Annotated in this window: 17 protein-coding genes; 11 read left to right on the top strand and 6 right to left on the bottom strand. The window is 74.0% G+C overall.

Annotated features, from left to right (window positions below; translation table 11 throughout):
- The 3 genes from ABZ459_RS29210 to ABZ459_RS29200 form a co-directional block, all read right to left on the bottom strand.
- Positions 1-744, bottom strand: coding sequence for an ABC transporter permease (locus ABZ459_RS29210; RefSeq protein ID WP_357976775.1), 744 nt, complete (start codon positions 742-744; stop codon positions 1-3).
- Positions 741-1,535, bottom strand: a complete 795-nt coding sequence (locus tag ABZ459_RS29205; RefSeq protein ID WP_357976772.1) for an ABC transporter permease subunit — start codon at positions 1,533-1,535, stop codon at positions 741-743. Before ABZ459_RS29205 ends, ABZ459_RS29210 begins: the two co-directional genes overlap by 4 nt.
- 255 nt (positions 1,536-1,790) lie before the next feature.
- Positions 1,791-3,494 (bottom strand): exo-alpha-sialidase, encoded by a 1,704-nt coding sequence (locus tag ABZ459_RS29200; protein ID WP_357977098.1) that lies wholly within the window; start codon positions 3,492-3,494, stop codon positions 1,791-1,793.
- A gap of 247 nt (positions 3,495-3,741) precedes the next feature.
- Here ABZ459_RS29200 and ABZ459_RS29195 point away from each other — a divergent pair, with 247 nt between their 5' ends.
- From ABZ459_RS29195 to ABZ459_RS29175, 5 genes are all read left to right on the top strand, one after another.
- Positions 3,742-4,632, top strand: coding sequence for a hypothetical protein (locus ABZ459_RS29195; protein ID WP_357976769.1), 891 nt, complete (start codon positions 3,742-3,744; stop codon positions 4,630-4,632).
- 69 nt (positions 4,633-4,701) lie between these two features.
- The gene (locus ABZ459_RS29190; RefSeq protein ID WP_357976766.1) at positions 4,702-4,962 is read left to right on the top strand and encodes a hypothetical protein; all 261 of its coding nucleotides are present in this window, start codon (positions 4,702-4,704) and stop codon (positions 4,960-4,962) included.
- Between the two features lie 46 nt (positions 4,963-5,008).
- Positions 5,009-6,394 (top strand): FAD-binding oxidoreductase, encoded by a 1,386-nt coding sequence (locus ABZ459_RS29185; RefSeq protein ID WP_357976763.1) that lies wholly within the window; start codon positions 5,009-5,011, stop codon positions 6,392-6,394.
- Between the two features lie 85 nt (positions 6,395-6,479).
- Positions 6,480-8,048, top strand: coding sequence for an MFS transporter (locus ABZ459_RS29180; RefSeq protein WP_357976760.1), 1,569 nt, complete (start codon positions 6,480-6,482; stop codon positions 8,046-8,048).
- Positions 8,049-8,073: 25 nt separating this feature from the next.
- Positions 8,074-9,213 carry an FAD-dependent oxidoreductase gene (locus ABZ459_RS29175; RefSeq protein WP_357976757.1) on the top strand — a complete coding sequence of 380 codons (1,140 nt, stop codon included), beginning with the start codon at positions 8,074-8,076 and terminating at the stop codon, positions 9,211-9,213.
- A 36-nt stretch (positions 9,214-9,249) separates the two neighbouring features.
- Here the strand turns inward: ABZ459_RS29175 and ABZ459_RS29170 are convergent, their stop codons facing one another.
- Positions 9,250-9,708: an Lrp/AsnC family transcriptional regulator gene (locus ABZ459_RS29170; protein ID WP_357976755.1), complete on the bottom strand. Its 459-nt coding sequence runs from the start codon at positions 9,706-9,708 to the stop codon at positions 9,250-9,252.
- Positions 9,709-9,803: 95 nt separating this feature from the next.
- Here ABZ459_RS29170 and ABZ459_RS29165 point away from each other — a divergent pair, with 95 nt between their 5' ends.
- The 3 genes from ABZ459_RS29165 (at position 9,804) to ABZ459_RS29155 (ending at position 12,287) form a co-directional block, all read left to right on the top strand.
- Complete coding sequence (locus ABZ459_RS29165; protein WP_357976752.1) at positions 9,804-10,685, top strand: LLM class flavin-dependent oxidoreductase; 882 nt, start codon at positions 9,804-9,806, stop codon at positions 10,683-10,685.
- Complete coding sequence (locus ABZ459_RS29160) at positions 10,672-11,097, top strand: nucleoside deaminase (protein ID WP_357976749.1); 426 nt, start codon at positions 10,672-10,674, stop codon at positions 11,095-11,097. Before ABZ459_RS29165 ends, ABZ459_RS29160 begins: the two co-directional genes overlap by 14 nt.
- A 224-nt stretch (positions 11,098-11,321) precedes the next feature.
- Positions 11,322-12,287, top strand: a complete 966-nt coding sequence (locus ABZ459_RS29155; protein WP_357977095.1) for an acyl-CoA desaturase — start codon at positions 11,322-11,324, stop codon at positions 12,285-12,287.
- Here the strand turns inward: ABZ459_RS29155 and ABZ459_RS29150 are convergent.
- Positions 12,254-12,556 carry a hypothetical protein gene (locus ABZ459_RS29150; RefSeq protein WP_357976746.1) on the bottom strand — a complete coding sequence of 101 codons (303 nt, stop codon included), beginning with the start codon at positions 12,554-12,556 and terminating at the stop codon, positions 12,254-12,256. The genes ABZ459_RS29155 and ABZ459_RS29150 overlap by 34 nt on opposite strands.
- A 76-nt stretch (positions 12,557-12,632) precedes the next feature.
- On the opposite strand from ABZ459_RS29150, the gene ABZ459_RS29145 reads away from it, so the two are divergent.
- From ABZ459_RS29145 to ABZ459_RS29135, 3 genes are all read left to right on the top strand, one after another.
- The gene (locus tag ABZ459_RS29145; protein ID WP_357976743.1) at positions 12,633-13,196 is read left to right on the top strand and encodes a hypothetical protein; all 564 of its coding nucleotides are present in this window, start codon (positions 12,633-12,635) and stop codon (positions 13,194-13,196) included.
- A gap of 110 nt (positions 13,197-13,306) precedes the next feature.
- On the top strand, positions 13,307-13,840 hold the full coding sequence (locus ABZ459_RS29140) for a copper resistance CopC family protein (RefSeq protein WP_357976740.1): 534 nt from the start codon (positions 13,307-13,309) through the stop codon (positions 13,838-13,840).
- Positions 13,830-14,822 (top strand): hypothetical protein, encoded by a 993-nt coding sequence (locus ABZ459_RS29135; protein WP_357976737.1) that lies wholly within the window; start codon positions 13,830-13,832, stop codon positions 14,820-14,822. Before ABZ459_RS29140 ends, ABZ459_RS29135 begins: the two co-directional genes overlap by 11 nt.
- 46 nt (positions 14,823-14,868) lie before the next feature.
- Here the strand turns inward: ABZ459_RS29135 and ABZ459_RS29130 are convergent, their stop codons facing one another.
- Positions 14,869-16,773, bottom strand: coding sequence for a hypothetical protein (locus ABZ459_RS29130; protein ID WP_357976734.1), 1,905 nt, complete (start codon positions 16,771-16,773; stop codon positions 14,869-14,871).
- Between the last annotated feature and the right edge of the window lie 52 nt (positions 16,774-16,825).

Raw genomic sequence — 16,825 nt, 5'->3', positions numbered from 1 at the left:
TTATTCGGTCGCGCCATAATGCGCCACCGCCCGGCGTTCCAGAATCAGGAAAACCTGATTGAGCAGATAACCGAGGACGCCGAGCACGGTGACGGCCGCCCACATGCCCGGCAGGTCGAAGGAACGCTGGGCGGCGCGCAATCGGAAACCGACGCCGTCGGTGGCGAAGAATTCGGCGATCACCATGAGGATCAGCGCGAGCGACAGGCTGAGCCGCAGCCCGGCGAGGATCTTCGGGGCCGCCGAGGGCAGCACGACCCGCAGCAGGCGCTGCCCGGCCGACAGCCTGAAGACCCGCGCGGTGTCCAGGTGGAGCCGGTCGACGTTGCGGGCGCCGTCGGCGGCGTTGACCAGCACCGGCCAGACGATGCCGCACGCGATGGTCGCGACCTGCATGAGCGCGCCGGTCGAGAACAGCGCCAGGAACACCGGCAGCAGCGCGGGCGGCGGCAGCGCCCGGCAGAACTGCACGGCCGGGTCCACGAACCTCGACAGCAGCGGCGAGCGGCCCATGGCGACCCCGGCCGCCACGCCCGCGACGCCGGCCAGCACCCACCCGGTCAGCAGCCGGCCCAGGCTGTGGGAGAGGTCGTCCAGGGCCGTCCGGCTGATCCACAACTCGCGCAGGCGCAGCGCGATCGTGGACGGCGGCGGGAAGTAGGGGTTGCCCGCCGCCCTGGTGGCCAGCTCCCAGACGGCCACGACGACGGGCACGGCCCACAGCCGCGCCACGGACCTGATCATCGTGCCGCTCCCGTCAGCGCCGTGTGCCAGCGCAGCAGCCGCCGGAAGGCGTGGGCGAGCAGGGTGTTGGTGAGCAGGCCGAGCGCGCCGGCCCACAGGGTGGCGGCGATGGTCAGCCGCAGGCCGTCCGGGCTGCTCTCGGCCACGATGATGAAGTGGCCGATGCCGCTGGTGCCGGCCAGCAGCTCGGTGCTGACGGCCAGGATCAGGGCGATGGCCGCGGCCACCCGCACGCCGGTCGCCACGAAGGGGGCCGCGCTCGGCAGGCTGACCCGCCACAGGACGGCCGGCGGGCCGAAGCCGAAGGCCCGCATCGTCTCCTTGGCCAGCGGGTCGACCTCGCGCAGCCCGTACATCGTGTTGAGCAGGACGGGCCAGGTCGCGGCGTACACGATCATCGCGACCTCCGTCTCCAGCCGGCCGGTGAAGACGAACGCGGCCAGGGGGATGAGCGCCACCGAGGGGATGGGCCGCAGGAACTCCAGCACGGGACGCAGGGCCCGCTCGACCGGTGGCAGGCTGCCCAGCAGCAGCCCGGCGGGCACGGCCACCGCCACGGCGGTCAGCAGCCCGAGCGCCCACGCGCCGCAGGTGGCCAGCACGTCGGCCAGGAAGGCGGGGTCGGCGGCGAGCCCGGCGGCGGTGGCCAGGACCGCCGAGGCGAGCGGCAGCTCCAGCTGGGAGACGAGCCCGAGGCGGCCGGCCGCCTCGGCGGCGCACAGCAGCGCGACGGTGCCCGTCACGCCGCACACGGCGGCGCTGTCGAAGGGGCGGGAGGGGATCAGGCGCACGGCGACGCCTCGGCGCCGGGGGAGCAGGGGGAGTAGGGCGGCAATTTATCGGCTCTCCGGAACATCGGTCCGGCCATTCGTCACCGCGGCAGGCCGGAAGGCGGGCAGAGAGGAACGGAAGTCACAGTAACCGAGCCGCGCGTTTCCGCCCGGCCGGAAAAACTCCGGTCACCTGAAGCCGCCGAGTCCGGCGTCACATTCTGTTGAGGTCACGCCATTTCGGCCCGCCGGTTAATACGCATATTCCGGCCGGGTTCAGCGTCCGTAGAGTTCGAGTTCGTTGAGCATGCTGCAGGAGTCGCCGATCTCGGCGTCGCAGTCGTCCGTCGGCTCGGTGACGATCATGACGTGCGCGCCGGTGCGGGCCACCGTGTGGTAGCGCATGGCGTAGTCGGTCCGGTCCTCGACGGTGACGACGGGCTCGCCCCAGGAGCGGCCGTCGGCGGAGACGTACACGCGGGCGCCGGCCGCGTGCCCGGGGCGCAGGCTGAGGCCGATCCGGTTGATCGCGTACGGGCGGTCGAGGTGCAGGACGTACCGGCCGGGGCCGGCGGCGACGGCGCTGGACCAGTAGTCGGTGCTGCCGTCGAAGGCGCCCGCCGGGCCGGAGCGCGGCCGGCCGGGGCGGGTCCACCGCATGTCGGTCTCGACCGTGAGCGCGCCGCGGCGGTACAGGGCGGCCAGGTCGAGCAGGTCGGGGCCGGGGGCGGTGACGGTGAACAGCCGGCGCTTGATCGCGTACCAGCCGCCGTTCTCGAACTTGCCGTGGGCCGGGCAGGCCGTCTCGTTGAGCAGCCCGTCGGGGCGCACGCCGGGCAGCTTGCAGTTGTCGAACACCTGGATCAGCCGGTGCGGGCCGACCGCGGCCACGGCGGTGTAGCCCGAGGAGCCGTGCACGTCCCGCACGCCGTCGCTGTTGCGGTACGTCACCGTCTGGTGCCGCCACTCCTCGCCGATCCCGTCGGGGGCGATCGCCAGCCAGTTGTACGGACGCCCGGCGCTGAGCACGAGCACGCCGTCCGGCATCAGCAGCAGCCGTGGCGCCACGCCGCGCACCAGGCAGTCCTGGCCGTCGATGCGCAGCGGCCGGACCGGCGACCAGGTGCGGCCGCCGTCGGACGAGCGGCTCTGGTGCAGCGTGGAGGGCGGCTCGCCGTCCCTGCGCAGCACCGCCAGCAGGGAGCCGTCGAGCGTCTGGGCGAGCGCGGCCTCGTTGTAGACGAACGGCCCTTGGGGAGAGGCGATCACGCCGCGCCTGGCGAACGTGCGGCCGCCGTCGTCGCTGGCGAACACCTCCGGCTGGTACGTCTCGCTGTCGCCCTGGCGGATGTAGGCCGTGAACATGATCGTGCCGTCGGCGAGCTGGATCGGCAGGCCGTGCGCGGCCCCGCCGGAGGCGCCGGCGTCCGGCGAGGAGACCGTGGCCTCCCGGCGCACCCAGCTCTCGTCGTGGGCGGAGGCGGAGGTCAGCACGCCCAGCTTGGCGGTGCCCGGCCCGGAGCGCCGCAGGTAGTACTCCAGGGCCAGCAGCCGGCCGTCGCGCAGCTCGATCGGCGCCTCCCGCAGCGGCGTGCGGTTGGTCGGGCCGAACGTGACGCCGCCGTCCTCGGAGGTCGCCGACTCGCTGGAGAGGGTGACGACCTTGTCCACGTTGGAGGCGTAGGTGACCAGGAGCTTCCTGACCGGAGCGCCGTCGCGGCCCACCGTGTCGAGCGCCGCCACGCTCGGGAACCCGGCGAAGTCGAGCCGCTGCTCCGACGACGGCTCGCGCTCGGCCGGCGTCGGGTACGGGTAAATCCACCGCGGTGAGACATCAGTGTCGATCAGGTAAGGCCCGTCGGGAACCGACTTGCCGGTGAACTCCGGGAGACGGCAGAACGTCTCGCCGGCGTGCGTGACCCCATGGGCCGCGGGCAGGCCGGCGGCCAGGAACACCGCCGCCAGCGCGGCTCTGGGCATCGCCACCGGGCACTCCTTCCTCTCGTGGCCGCCCGCGGGCGGCCGCCTCGCGACGGGCGAGGCCATGCCTTCTCTCTTCCCCCTCCGGCCCCTTGGTTCACCTGCGTCCCAGGGTTGCCAACAGTGGATCCGATAGGTATTCGTTAAGTGTCAGTTGACAGCGACGGGCCGTGACCCGAGGATCAGAGCTGCAGGATTAAGTGTCAATTTACGCAGGAGGGACCTTCGGGTCTGGAGGTGGCCTCAGATGAGCATCGAGCCCAGGGCGCGAGTCGCCCCCGAGCGCGTGCCGCCGGTCTGGGCGGCGGACCCGGTGCCGGTGGCGCCGGAGACGGCGGCGCAGCAGAAGGTCGTCCAGCGCATCTGCGCCAGGGTGGCCCCCGAAGGGGTCGAGGTCGGCGTCGGCGAGCTGCCTCCCGGCGGCCTGCAGGTGTGGATCGACGCCCCCGTCCACGTCGACCCGCGCGAGTCGTGGGTGCTCCACCACCGCATGGCCCGCGAGGTCAGCCTCGTCGGCTGGCACTGCGAGGCCGACAGCGACCGGCTGCTGGTGCTCGGCTGGAGCGCCGCCTGCCTGCACAACCGCATCAGGCTGCTGCAGAGCGGGCTGAAGCGGCTGTCCGACTTCGAGCACACCGCGCAGCGGGCCGTGCAACTGGAGGGCGAGGACCCGCGGGGCCGCACCGCGGCCGACGTCGCCGCGGCGACCCGCGCCGCCGTCGAGCGGCGGCTGCGCTGGCCGGCCCGGCTGGCCGAGCTCGACGGGTTCGACCGCAGCTCCGGCCTGGCCCACCTGCAACTGCTCCTGGCCCAGGTGGTCGGGCTGGAGTCGAAGGTGGCCGCGGCCTGCGAAGAGCACCTGATCATGGCCCGCGCGCTCGCGTGGTCCGTCTGTGAGCACTACGCCGCCCACGGCGACCTGCCCAGGGCGCAGCGCGAGGTGCTGGCCGAGACCCGCAGGTGGGTGCACGCCAGCTCGATCATCCGCGGCACGGCCACCGTACGGCCGGCCGGCGCGCCCCGTCCGCACATGGGGCTGGCCGAGCGCCGGATCGCCGCCAGCGTCATCAACCACGGCGTGCCGAGGGCGACCCCCACGGCCGTCATCCCCCGCTCCGGCCATCAGGAGGGCACCTGACGACCCGGGTGCCGCGCCACGGGCGGCAGCACGCACAACCCGTACGAACCCTGTAGGAGAGCTCCCGTCATGCGAACCCCACCGCATCTGCCCGCGCTCGTCCGGCACGAGTCGTCCGACACCGAACGCACCCGCGCCCGCCGCCACCCCTACGGCCCGCACGACGTGCCCGTACAGGCCGCGCCGCGCGGCTCACTCGACTTCCCCGCCACCGCCGCCGTCCCGGCCGCGCCCTACGAGGCGTTCACCGAGCAGCGGCTGCGTGAGATCAGGGAGATGTCCACCCAGGCCATCGGCTCCATCGACGACCTCCTCCAGCACACCGCCTGACGTGATTTCGCATCCCCCGAGGAGAGCCATGCAGGGACTATCGCGAGTGGATCTGCGGCCGCGTGACGTGGGCGCCCACCGACCGCGTTCGCTGGCGGGCACCGAGACCCCGCACACCCTGGACGAGGTCCGCGCCCTCGTCCGCCGGGCCACGGTGAGCAAGAGCCGCCTCTACCCGGTCAGCACCGGCAGGAACTGGGGCATGGGCTCCGCGCTGCCGGTCACCGAGGACAACGTCGTCGTCGACCTCAGCCAGATGAACCGCATCCGCGGCCTCGACCTGGAGGCCGGCTACGCCGTCATCGAGCCCGGCGTGACCCAGGCCCAGCTCGCCGAGGCGCTGCGGGACACGCCGTGGATGCTCAACGTCACCGCCTCCTGCGCCGACACCTCCGTCATCGGCAACGCCCTCGAACGCGGCGACGGCTGCTTCCGCTCCCGGGTCCACGACGTGGCCGGCATCGAGGCCGTGCTCGCCGACGGCAGCGTGATCACCACCGGCGGGCTCGACCCCACCGGCGTCTACCACGGCCGGGTCGCCGGGCCCGACCTGACGGCCGCGTTCGTCCAGCACAACCTGGGCGTCGTCACCGCCATGGCCGTCTCCCTGGTGCCGCGCCCGGAGCGGATCGGGCTCGTGCACGCGCGCATCCGGCGCGACCAGGTCGGCGCCGCGATCGGCGCGATGACCGGGTTCCTGCGCCGCGGCAACCCCGCCGGCGGGCTCATGCGGCTCCGCGAGCTCGCCCTCGCGCCCGCCCGCGACGCCGGCTGGCTGCTGCCGGCGGGCGCGGACACCGGCAAGTTCACCGTCCTCGGGCCGCTGCTGGGCACCGGCGCCACCGTCGAGCTGGCCGAGGAGATGCTGCGCAAGGCGCTCATCGAGGTCGAGGGCGGCGAGACGCTGCGCGTGCTCGACGCCGCCGCGGTCGGCCCCGACGACCCGCTCTACACCAGGGCGCTCACCGCCCAGGGCATCCCGACCTGCAAGGGCGTGCGCAACGCGCTCGGCGTCACCTCCTGCGAGCAGATCGACGCCGGCGGCATGGGCTTCCTCGTGCTGCTGCCGCTGATGCCGCTGCACGCCAGGAAGACCGAGCGCATCCTCGACGCCCTGCAGACCGCCGTGGACACCCACGGCATCGCCCTGATGGTGGAGTGGAACCTGGTCAGCCCGCACATGGCCAACGCCGTCATCCAGATCTTCTTCGACCGGGCCGACGCCGACGCCGCCCACCGCGCCCACCAGCTGCGCAACGACGCGAGCTGCCTGCTGCGCGGCAACGGCTGCGCCATCTACCGCTCCGACATCGACCACGCCGCCGCCGACGTCTGGTCCGAGACCAGCACCGCCAGCCTCGGCATGCTCCACCGGCTCAAGACCGCTCTCGACCCGGACGGCCTGCTCTCTCCCGGCCGTTACGGCGCCTGACCCCCCGAACCACCCCGCGCCGGTCGCACCCACCGCAGTGTGCCGGCCGGCGGGGAACCTGAGGCTTTCTTGCGAGGAGGACCGAGTGCGTGAGACACCAGTGGCCGTCAGAGCAACCGGCGTGACCCGCCGTCACGCCGTGATGCTGCGGCTGGTCGGCGCGGGCGTGATGCTGACCGTGATGGCCGACACCACGGCCACCACCCTGGCCGTCGGCGTGCTGCGTTACACCCCCGCGGGCGCCGGCATGCCGCTGGGCGACCTGGTCTGGCTGACCAGCGCCGCCTTCATCCCGATCGCGGCGCTGCTGGCCACGGCCGGCCGCTGGGCCGACCTGTTCGGCCGCCGCCGGGTGCTGGCGTTCGGGCTGGTGGTCTTCGTGGCCGGCGGGGTCGCCACCGTGGCGGCGTCGTCCTGGTCGTTCGTGCTGGCCGCGCGGGCGGTGCAGGGCGCGGGCGCGGCGGCGATGATCCCGGCCAGCCTCGGGCTGCTGCTCGGCGAGCTGCCCGAGTCGCAACGCCGGGGCGCGATCGCGCTGTGGAGCTCGGCCTCCGGGCTCGGCTGCCTGCTCATGCAGGCCGGCGGCGGCTGGCTGGCCGCCACCGTCGACTGGCGCGCCCTGTTCGTGCCCGACGTCGTCATCGGCGTCGCGCTGCTGATCGCCTGCGCCGCGCTCCCGTCAGGCAGGCGTACCGCGGCCAAGGGCGTGCCGGACGTGCTCGGCGCCTGGCTGCTGGCCGCCGGGATCGCGGTGATCGTGCTGGCCATCTCCAAGGCCATGGCCTGGGGCATGGACGTCGTGTGGCTGGCCGTCGCGGCCCTGGCGCTGCTCGGTGGCGCGCTGGCCCAGGCCAGGCACCACCGCCTGCCCGCCATCGACCTGGCGTTGTGGCGACAGCGCAAGTTCGTCTGGGGCTGGCTGGCCACCTGGTTCTTCGGCGCCCTGTCCTACGGGCTGCTCACCGTGCAGCCGCTGTACCTGCTCCACCTCGGCTACCCCATGCTGGAGGTGGCCATGTGGCTGACGCCCACCTCCGTGGCCGTCGTCGTCACCAGCTACCTGGCCGGCAAGCTGCTCAAGCACATCGGCGCGTACGGCCTCATCTACGCCGGCTCCCTGCTCTGCGGCGGCGCGTGCGTGCTCGTGCTGACCCAGTCCGGGCCGACGGTGTGGGGACTGATCGCCAGCGTCGTGGTCGGCATGGGCGTCGGCGCGCTGGCGCCCGGCACCTCCGTGGCCACCACCCTGGCCGCCCGCCCCAGCCAGTACGCCTCCGCCGTCGGCGCGGCCACCATGGCGCGCATGGTCGGCGGGGCCGTCGGCATCGCCGTGGTGTCCCTCGTCATCGACCACCCGTTCATCCTGACCGGCCCGCTGGCCGGGCTGGCCGGCGCGCTCGCCATGTGCGTGGCCATCTCGGTGTTCATCGGGGCCATCGCACTCACCAAGATCACCCGGCTGCGGACCGACCCGGGCGACGACATGATCAAAGTGCCGCGCCGGCTGCTGCTGGAGCTGCGCATGACCCTCGCCACCGTCGCGGCGGAGGCCGACGCGCTGCTGCCTGTCGAGACCCGCACGACCCCCAGGGATCACATCCCGAGGCCCCGGGCGGCAGAGAGCTCGGAGACCTACGGAACCACGCACGTCTAGTTCAACCTCAAGAAGGGCTCTCGTCATGGCAACCACCTCGTGCGACGTGGCCATCGTCGGCGCCGGGCTCGGCGGCTGTTTCCTCGCACTGCTGCTGCGCCGCCGCGGGCAGCGCGTCGTCGTCATCGAACAGGGACCTTCGATCCCGAGCGCGGGCGCCGACTTCCTCAAGCCCCCCGGCCTGCGGGTGCTGGCCCGCCACGGGCTGGCCGAGCTCGTCGAGCGCCACGGCCTGCGGCGCGACCTCATCCGCTACTACCACGACGGCGAGCCGATCAGGGAGTGCCGCTTCCCCGACGGCGGCTTCCTCATCCGCCCCTACCGCGAGCTGGTCGAGCTCATCTACGCCTGCTGCGCCATGGAGGGCGTCGAGTTCTGCTTCGACGCCGCCATCGAGCACGTCGAGCGCGACGGCGACCGCATCGAGCTGCTGACGCTCTCCGACGGCAGCCGGCTGCGCGCCGACGTGGTCGTGGGCGCCGACGGCACGAAGTCGGCCGTCCGCCGGGCGCTCGACATCGACCAGGTCACCATGCCCTACGACCGGCTGCTGATGCGGGTGGCCACCGTGCCGCTGAGCGCCAGCGTCGCCCGGCTCAACCGGCTCTACTTCAGCTCCGGCGGCTGGCTCGCCTACCTCTACCCGCTCGACAAGGACCAGGCCAGGGTGTTCGTCGGCCTGCCCCCCGAGCAGGACGACGAGGTCTTCGGCCGGGGCGCCACCAGCCTGCCCGACATGCTGAAGGGCTTCGTCACCGACAGCACCGACGCCTTCGCCTCCCTGCACGCCGCCGCCTGGCAGCCGATCAGGGTCTCGTCGCTGCGGGTGGGGGCGTACCACAGGGGCAACGCCGCGCTGCTCGGCTCGGCCGCCTTCGCCTGCCACCCCATGACCGGCATGGGCATGAGCTACACCCTGTACGACGCCGAGATCCTGGCCGACGTCATCTCCGCGGCCGACGGCGACCTGCCGCTGCTCGACAAGCTGCTCCAGGCCCGCTACGAGCCGCGCCGGCAGGCGCACCGGCAGCTCATCGACTACGGCGACGCCCTGGCTGCCACGTTCCACGACCGGCGGGCGTACCTGCGGGCCTTCCGTGCCGACCTGCACATCTACGGCGACGAGGCCGCGCCCCGCACCGCTCCCGCGCTGCAGCCGATCTGACCCCGCCGCCCTCCGGGAGGCCCCGGCGCGCCCGCCTCAGAGCCGTGCGGGCGGGGCGGCCGGGCCCCGGTAGGGCAGGGTCTGGCTGTAGACGATGTTGGTCGTGGTGCTGCCGAACCGGGCCAGCTCGTCGATGACGCGTTCGAGGTGGGGCATCGAGCCGGCCGCGACCTTCAGCGTGTAGCAGTCCTCGCCGGTGGTGCGCAGGCATTCGAGGATCTCCGGGCGCTCGCCGAGCAGGCGGCGCAGCGGCTCGTGCCGGCTGCCCGGATACTTCAGGCGCACGACGGCCAGCACGCCGAACCCGACCTTGCCCAGATCGACCTCCGCCCGGTAGCCGGCGATGACGCCCAGCGCCTCCAGCCGCCGGACCCGCTCGGTCGTCGCCGACGCGCTCAGGTTGACCCGGCGGCCCAGCTCGGTCAGCGGCAGGCGGCCCTCCCGCTGCAGCTCCGCCAGGATCGCCCAGTCGGTCTCGTCGAGATCCTCGGCCATCCGGCGAATATACCGGCAGATCCACGGCGATCCCGGCCGTACACCGTGAGCGGGCCCTTCAGTCCGGCGGGACGGCCTGGATAGCCTTCGGTGTCATGAGAATCGGCGTGAACGTACCGAACTTCGGGCCCGGCACCGACCCGGCCACGCTGCGGCGATGGGCGCAGACCGTCGAGGGCCTCGGCTACGACCTGCTGATGATCTCCGACCACGTCGCGATCACGCCCGACGTCGCCGAGCAGTACCCGGGGCCCTTCTACGAGCCGTTCACCACGCTCGCCTGGCTGGCCGGGATCACCACGCGGGTCAGGCTCGGCACCTCGGTGCTCATCGTGCCGTACCGGCATCCGCTGGTGATGGCCCGGATGGCGGCCAACCTCGACCGGTTCAGCGGCGGGCGGCTGGTGCTCGGCGTGGGCGTCGGCTGGGCGCGGCAGGAGTTCGACGCGCTCGGGGTGCCGTTCGAGCGGCGCGGACGGCTGACCGACGACCACCTGCTGGCCATGCGCGCCGCCTGGTCCGCCGCGGACGACTACCGCGCCGGGCCCATCCCCTTCTGGGTCGGCGGCAACGGCGAGGCGGGCCTGCGCCGCGCCGTACGGCTCGGCCAGGCTTGGCACCCCCTGCGCAACACCCTGCCCTGGCTGCGCGAGGCCGCCGGTCGGCTGGCGGACGTCGCCGCCGAGCTCGGCCGCCCCGTGCCCGCGTTCGCGCCCCGCATCCTGCTGCGGCTGACCGCCGAACCGGTCACCGATCCCCGCCGCCACGCCGGGGAGGGCACCCTCGACCAGGTCCTGGCCGACCTCGACGCGCTGCGGCTGCTGGGCGCCGACACCGTCGTGCTCGACCCGTTCGCCGGCGACCCCGCCGAGACGCTGCACCCCCGGACGGCCTGGCACGCGCTCGCGGCCGTGGCCGCCCACTGGGACCTCGAATCCCGCGACCCGTCCAAGGAGGACGACGATGACCCCCGATGACGAGACCCTGCTGCGCCGGGCCATCGAGCTGGCCGCCCGCGCCCGCGCGAACGGCGAGGCCCCCTTCGGCTCGCTGCTGGCCGGCCCCGGCGGCGAGGTGCTGGCCGAGGAGCACAACACGGTCCTCGGCGACCGCGACATCTCCGCCCACCCGGAGCTGAAGCTCGCCCGCTGGGCCGCCCGCGAGCTGACCCCTGAGGCCGCGGCCGCCACCACCATGTACACCAGCTGCCAGCCGTGCGGCATGTGCGCGGGCGCCATCGAACGCTCCGGCCTCGGCCGCGTGGTGTACGCCCTGTCGAACGAGCAGCTCGCCGGCCTCAAGACCGGCCCCGGCTGGCCGCACGTCCCGCAGGAGGGCCCGGCCCTGTACGCCGAGGCCAGCGCGCCGCTGGAGGGCTACTACCGCTGACCCGCCCCGGCCCGGCCGGGGGCCGCCGATGGTAGGGCCTGCCCCACCATCAGGACGGGTGACAGCGGGGGTCCGCCGGAACGCCGCCGCCGCGATGCTGAGGAGTGATCACGCCCGCCTCACCAGCATCGGAGAGAACCTTGACCGTGGTGGAAACCCCTCGCGCCGCGCCCCGGGGGAGCGACTTCGCGCGGCTGTCGCGCCGCATCGCCCAGGCGGGGCTGATGGAGCGGCGGCCCGCCTACTACGTGATCAGGATCGGCCTGGTGGCCGCCCTGTTCGCCGGAGGGTGGACGCTGTTCGCCGCGGTCGGCGACTCCTGGTGGCAGCTCGGCGTCGCGGCGCTGCTGGCCGTCGCCTTCGCCCAGGTCACGCTGCTGGCCCATGACCTGGCGCACGGCCAGGTGTTCCGGTCGCGGCGCCGCAGCAGGATCGCCGGGCTGGTGGTCGGCAACCTGACCGTGGGGCTCAGCTACGGCTGGTGGATGGACAAGCACACCCGCCACCACGCCAACCCCAACCACGAGGACCACGACCCCGACGTCGCGCCCGACATCCTCATCTGGTCGCGGCGGCAGGCCGAGGCCAGCCGCGGGCTGCCCCGCTTCATCGGCCGGTGGCAGGCGTTCCTGTTCTTCCCGCTGCTCACCCTCGAGGGCCTGAACCTGAAGGTGGCCGGCTTCCGCGCCCTGCCCAGGGTGAAGGGCGGACGCACCGAGGGGCTGCTGCTCGTCGCGCACAACCTGGCCTACCTGGCGGGGGTGTTCGCGGTACTGCCGCCCGGCAGGGCGCTCGCCTTCCTCGCCGTGCACCAGGCCTGCTACGGCGTGTACCTGGGCTGCACGTTCGCCCCCAACCACAAGGGCATGCCGGTGCTCACCGCCGAGGACTCCCTGGACTTCCTCCGCCGCCAGGTGCTGACCTCCAGGAACGTGCGCGGCGGCCGGCTGATGAACGTCGCGCTCGGCGGGCTCAACTACCAGATCGAGCACCACCTGTTCCCCGGCATGCCCTCGGCCAACCTGCGCCGCGCCCGGCCCCTCGTGCGCGAGTACTGCCGCGAGCTCGGCGTCGCGTACGTGGAGTGCGGGCTCGTCGAGTCGTGGGCCCAGGCCATGCGGCACCTGCACGACGTCGGGGCGCCGCTGCGCGCCCCTCAGGAGGTGACCACCAGCTCCAGGCCCTCCTGATCCTCCAGGATCTGATGGCCCGCGCGGGCCAGGACCGTCCGCAGCGCGAGCAGCACCGCGGTGCGGATGGTCGCGTACTTCACCAGGTGAGCGGCGGTGTCCGTGCCGGCCGGACCCCAGACGATCACCACCCCGCGGGACGGGTCGTGCCAGACGCTCAGGCCGCCGTCGACCGGCAGCAGGGACGGTTCGATGTTGAAACCCGCGTCGGTCAACTCCTGCCGGACCACCAGTTCCAGATCCGGCCCATCGCCTCGGGCGAAGTCCATCAGAGTCCGCTGCCCCCGCACGGACACGGCGAACGCGCCGCCTGGTAAGTGTGGCGGTTGTGTAAGGATGGCGGCTGTGACCGCCGCGTCAGTCTGGCTGCGCCTGTCGCGGGCCGTCGTGTTCGCGACGGTCTGCGGCTTCGTGTCCGCGGCGGGGCACCTGCTGGCCGGTGGCGGGGCCGTCCCGCTCTGGGGCTGCGCGCTCGGGGTGCTGGCCGCCCTCGCCGCCGCTGTCACGATCAACGGCCGCGAGCGCGGCCCCGCGGCGATCCTGGCCGCCACCACGCTCACCCAGCTCCTGCTGCACCAGCTCTTCGAACGCCTCGGGCCCGCCACGGGCGCCGCCGCCGGGCACGGCCATCCCGCGCCCGCCATGGCGCTGGTCCACCTCACCGTCGCCGCGCTGACGGCGTGGTGGCTGCACCGCGGCGAGAGCGCGCTGTGGCTCATGCTCCGCCTGTCCGCCGGGCCGCCCCCGGTCCTCGGCCCGCTGCTGCTCGCGCCGGTCGAGGTGCCGATCCCGCCGCGCCGCCCCGACGGGCGCCGCCCGGCGCGCGCCGACGTCCCTCCTCCGATGGGCAGGACGGCCTGCCGCACGGTCACCCGGCGAGGACCACCCCGGCGGCTCCGCCTCCGCTGAAGTCCCGCGCCCGCTGAGGGCGCGTCCTCGTCCGTCCGTGCTCGTCCGTGCTCGTCCGTGCCCGGACCCGCGCCCCGGCGCCGGTCCGGCCGTCCGCATCCGGAGTTCCCATGAAGCCCTCCTGGCCCTTCCGCCTGGCCTCGCTCGCCTGCGCGGCCCTCCTGGCGCTGCTGCCGTCCACCGCGGCGCTCGCCCACGACACGCTCAAGAGCAGCTCACCGGCCAAGAACGCGCAGCTGTCCGCGATCGAGCGGATCGAGCTGGAGTTCAACGCCCACGTCCAGTTCCCCTTCGTCGTGCTGCACGACGCGGCGGGCAAGGCCGTCGAGCTCGGCAAGCCCCGCCTCGACGGGCCCAAGGTGTTCGCCGACGTGCCCCGGCAGCCCGCGCCCGGTTCGTACGTGATCGCCTGGCGTGTCGTGTCCTCGGACGGACATCCGATCGAGGGCGAAATCCCGTTCGTCATGAAAGGATCTATTTCTCAACCGGCAGCGGCGCCCTCGCCCGTCGAGGAACGGCCCGCCGCGACGGGCGTCCCCGTCTGGATCTGGGGCGGGCTGGCGGTGCTCGTCGTGCTGGGCGCGTTCCTCCTGATCAGGGGCGCGCGCCGCGGCCCTGACCGGGAGGACGTGGATGCTGGTTGAGCGGGCCAGGCAGCTCGCACGGCAGTGGGTGCTCGACGAGGGCGCCGGCCTGCCCGGGTTCGAGGGGGCGTTCCTGACCGGGTCCGCGCTGTGGGCGGCCCCGGGCACGGAGCTGGGCCCCACGTCCGACGTGGACGTGATGGTGCTGGCCGACCCGCCGCCCGCGATCGGCAAGTTCCGCTACGAAGGCGTCCTGCTGGAGGTCTCCGGCATCGCCCGCATCGGCTCCACCCACGAGGTGCTGAGCGACTACCACCTGGCCGGCAGCTTCCACCTGCCCAGCGTGCTGGCCGACCCGACCGGGCGGCTCGGCGAGATCCAGCGCCTGGTGGCCCGCGACTTCGCCGAGCGGCCCTGGATCATCGCCCGCTGCACGCAGGCGATGGACCGGGTGCGCGGCTGGATCAACTCCATGGACGAGAACGCGCCCGTCCCCGAGCAGGTGGCGGCCTGGCTGTTCGGCACCGGCGTGACCACGCACGTCCTGCTGGTCGCCGGGCTGCGCAACCCGACCGTGCGCCGCCGGTACGCCGCCGTGCGCGAGCTGCTGGCCGGGCACGGCCGGCTCGACTGGCACGAGCACCTGCTCGAACTGCTGGGCTGCGCGCGGATGACCCCCCAGCGGGTGGAGCGGCACCTGGCGGCCCTGGAGGCGGTCTTCGACGCGACGGCCGGGCTGGAGGCGCCCTCCTACCGCTTCGCCTCCGACATCACGCCGCAGGCGCGTCCGGTGGCCATCGACGGCAGCCGCGAGCTCGTCGCCGCCGGGCTCCACCGGGAGGCGGTCTTCTGGCTGGTCGCCACATACGCGCGCTGCCTGGACAAACGCGCCGCCGCCGGTGCGCCCGCCGGGTACGAGGAGGGCTTCCAGGAGCTGCTGGCCGACCTCGGCGCCGAGACGTTCGCCGACCGGCGCCGCCGCGGCGACCACGTGCTGGCCGCCCTGCCCAGCCTGTGGCAGACGGCCATGGCCCTGTGCTGACGGCGGTGGGGCACTCCCCGCCCTCCGGGCAGGCCGGCCGCGTGCCTCAGGTCCGGCGCAGCGAGCGGGTCAGACCGGCGGCGATCGTCGTGGCCAGCACCCAGCCGGCCATGATCAGCCCCCAGGCCAGCCACTGCGCGCCGCCCTGCGGGCTGTAGGCCTTCTCCTGCCCGAGATCGATGATCGGCAGCAGCAGGTCGAGGGTGTAGACCAGCGCGTGGAACGGCGGCGCCTCACCCGGCTTCAGCGGCGGCGGCACCTCGAGCCCGAACACGACCGTGCCCGCGGCCAGCAGCGCGGCCAGCCAGGCCGCCGCGCGCAGGGGGCGGAAGCCATAGCCGACGGTGGCGTCCTGGAGGTGGCCCCAGGATCGGGCGTACCAGGGAAGCGCGGCGCGGCGTTGCCGCTGGCCGGCCAGCAGCGTCTCGCGGGCGTCGGCGTCGCCGCCGAGCCGCCGGTACATCGCGGCCAGCTGCTCGTAGGCGCCCGGCAGATAGCCGTCGGGGTCGGTACGCAGCCAGCGCAGCCGCCGCGCGGCCGGCAGCATGGGGTCGAGCACCTCGTACGACAGCCCGTCCATGCGCATCGCCCGCGGCCACCCGGCGGGGTCGTCACGCAGGACGCCGATCCGCGCGTACCGTAACTCCACCACCCCCTCCACCGGCGCGGCCGTGCGCAGCGCCAGCTCGCGGGCCTCCAGCCGCCAGCACTTCAGCGCCACCTCGCCGGGCGCCGCCAGGGTGGCGCCGTCGAGGCACAGGCGGCTGCCGACCTGGGCGCTGGTCAGCCTGATCCGGCCGCGGGCGGAGAAGCCGTCGCAGAGGTTGAGCACCTTGCCCACCGACAGTCCGTTGGCCGACAGCGCCGCCCCGCCGGGGTTGACCAGGGTCGCGCCCTCGAAGTGCGCCGGGCCGGTGACCGTGGCGTCGAGCAGGCTGAACTCGCCCTCGGTGCGCAGCCCCCGCCAGGCCAGCAGCGAGCCGTTCACGGTGAGGCCGTCGGCGGCGACCACCACGCCGCCCGGGGCGCTCAGCCGGGCGCCCTCCAGGCCGAGGGTGCCGCCGATGACCGAGCGGTTGAGGCGCACCTGCCCCTCGGCCGTCAGCCCGGCCAGGAAGAGCCCCGCCTCGGCGTTGAGCCCGGTGGCGCGCAGCGCGAGCCCGCCCGGGCGCCGGATGCGCGAGCCGCGTAACGTGAGCGGGCCGGACACGCGGGCGAACCGCACGCTGACCTCGCCGTCGGCCTCCATGTCCCGCGCGAACAGCCCGACCTGGACGATCACGTTGGACGCCTCCAGGGCCGTGCCGCCCGGCGCGTTCAGGCGGGCGCCGTCCAGCTCGACCGCGCCGCCGATCCGGGCGGAGGCCAGGACGAGCGTGCCGTCGCAGGTGAAGCCGTCCTGGGCGCGCAGGTGGCCGGCCACGTCGAGGTGCTCGCCGTTGAGCGCCGTGCCCCCCGGATGGCTCAGGCGGGCGCAGTTGAGCACGAGGTTGCCGCTGATCCGGCCGCCGGGCAGCCGCAGCTCGCCGGTGACCTGGCTGCCCGCCAGCCGCAGGTTGCCCTCGACCTGGACGTTCGAGGCGGTCAGGCCGGGCAGCAGCGAGCCGCTGAAACTGAGGAAACGGGTGCGGGCGTGGTAGAGGTCGGGGGCGGCGTCGAAGGCGCAGCCCTGGAAGGTGACGGGGAAGGGCAGCTCGGCGAAGGCCAGGTTGAGCGGGCCCGTGATCCTCGCCCCCGCCAGGATCAGCCGCGGTTTGGCGGCGGGCTCGTCGAACCCGGCGAGCAGCAGCCCGGCCAGCACCTCGCCGCGGACCGTGCGCCCCGCGCCCCAGGACGCGGCCGCGGCCGGGTCGTCGGCGGCGGGGTCGCCGGTGCGCAGGTCGACGGCGCGGCCGTGGGCGAGCGCGGCGGCCACGGCCCGCTCGGCGTCGTTGAGATCGGCGATCGGCACACCGCCATCATCGCCGACCCCGCCGCTGGAACGGATCTCGAGGGCCGGCGCT

The sequence above is a fragment of the Nonomuraea sp. NPDC005692 genome (assembly GCF_040631115.1).
Taxonomy (GTDB): Bacteria; Actinomycetota; Actinomycetes; order Streptosporangiales; family Streptosporangiaceae; genus Nonomuraea.
Note: the sequence above shows the minus strand (reverse complement) of the source record. Positions and strands in the feature narration are given on the sequence as shown.

Excerpts from the sequence above, each read along its gene's own strand:
- ABZ459_RS29135 (WP_357976737.1), top strand. The coding sequence starts at position 13,830 with ATGCTGGTTGAGCGGGCCAGGCAGCTCGCACGGCAGTGGGTGCTCGAC.
- ABZ459_RS29200 (WP_357977098.1), bottom strand. The coding sequence starts at position 3,494 with ATGCCCAGAGCCGCGCTGGCGGCGGTGTTCCTGGCCGCCGGCCTGCCC.
- ABZ459_RS29170 (WP_357976755.1), bottom strand. The coding sequence starts at position 9,708 with ATGGCCGAGGATCTCGACGAGACCGACTGGGCGATCCTGGCGGAGCTG.
- ABZ459_RS29210 (WP_357976775.1), bottom strand. The coding sequence starts at position 744 with ATGATCAGGTCCGTGGCGCGGCTGTGGGCCGTGCCCGTCGTCGTGGCC.
- ABZ459_RS29165 (WP_357976752.1), top strand. The coding sequence starts at position 9,804 with ATGAGAATCGGCGTGAACGTACCGAACTTCGGGCCCGGCACCGACCCG.
- ABZ459_RS29140 (WP_357976740.1), top strand. The coding sequence starts at position 13,307 with ATGAAGCCCTCCTGGCCCTTCCGCCTGGCCTCGCTCGCCTGCGCGGCC.
- ABZ459_RS29175 (WP_357976757.1), top strand. The coding sequence starts at position 8,074 with ATGGCAACCACCTCGTGCGACGTGGCCATCGTCGGCGCCGGGCTCGGC.
- ABZ459_RS29150 (WP_357976746.1), bottom strand. The coding sequence starts at position 12,556 with ATGGACTTCGCCCGAGGCGATGGGCCGGATCTGGAACTGGTGGTCCGG.
- ABZ459_RS29160 (WP_357976749.1), top strand. The coding sequence starts at position 10,672 with ATGACCCCCGATGACGAGACCCTGCTGCGCCGGGCCATCGAGCTGGCC.
- ABZ459_RS29155 (WP_357977095.1), top strand. The coding sequence starts at position 11,322 with ATGGAGCGGCGGCCCGCCTACTACGTGATCAGGATCGGCCTGGTGGCC.
- ABZ459_RS29190 (WP_357976766.1), top strand. The coding sequence starts at position 4,702 with ATGCGAACCCCACCGCATCTGCCCGCGCTCGTCCGGCACGAGTCGTCC.
- ABZ459_RS29195 (WP_357976769.1), top strand. The coding sequence starts at position 3,742 with ATGAGCATCGAGCCCAGGGCGCGAGTCGCCCCCGAGCGCGTGCCGCCG.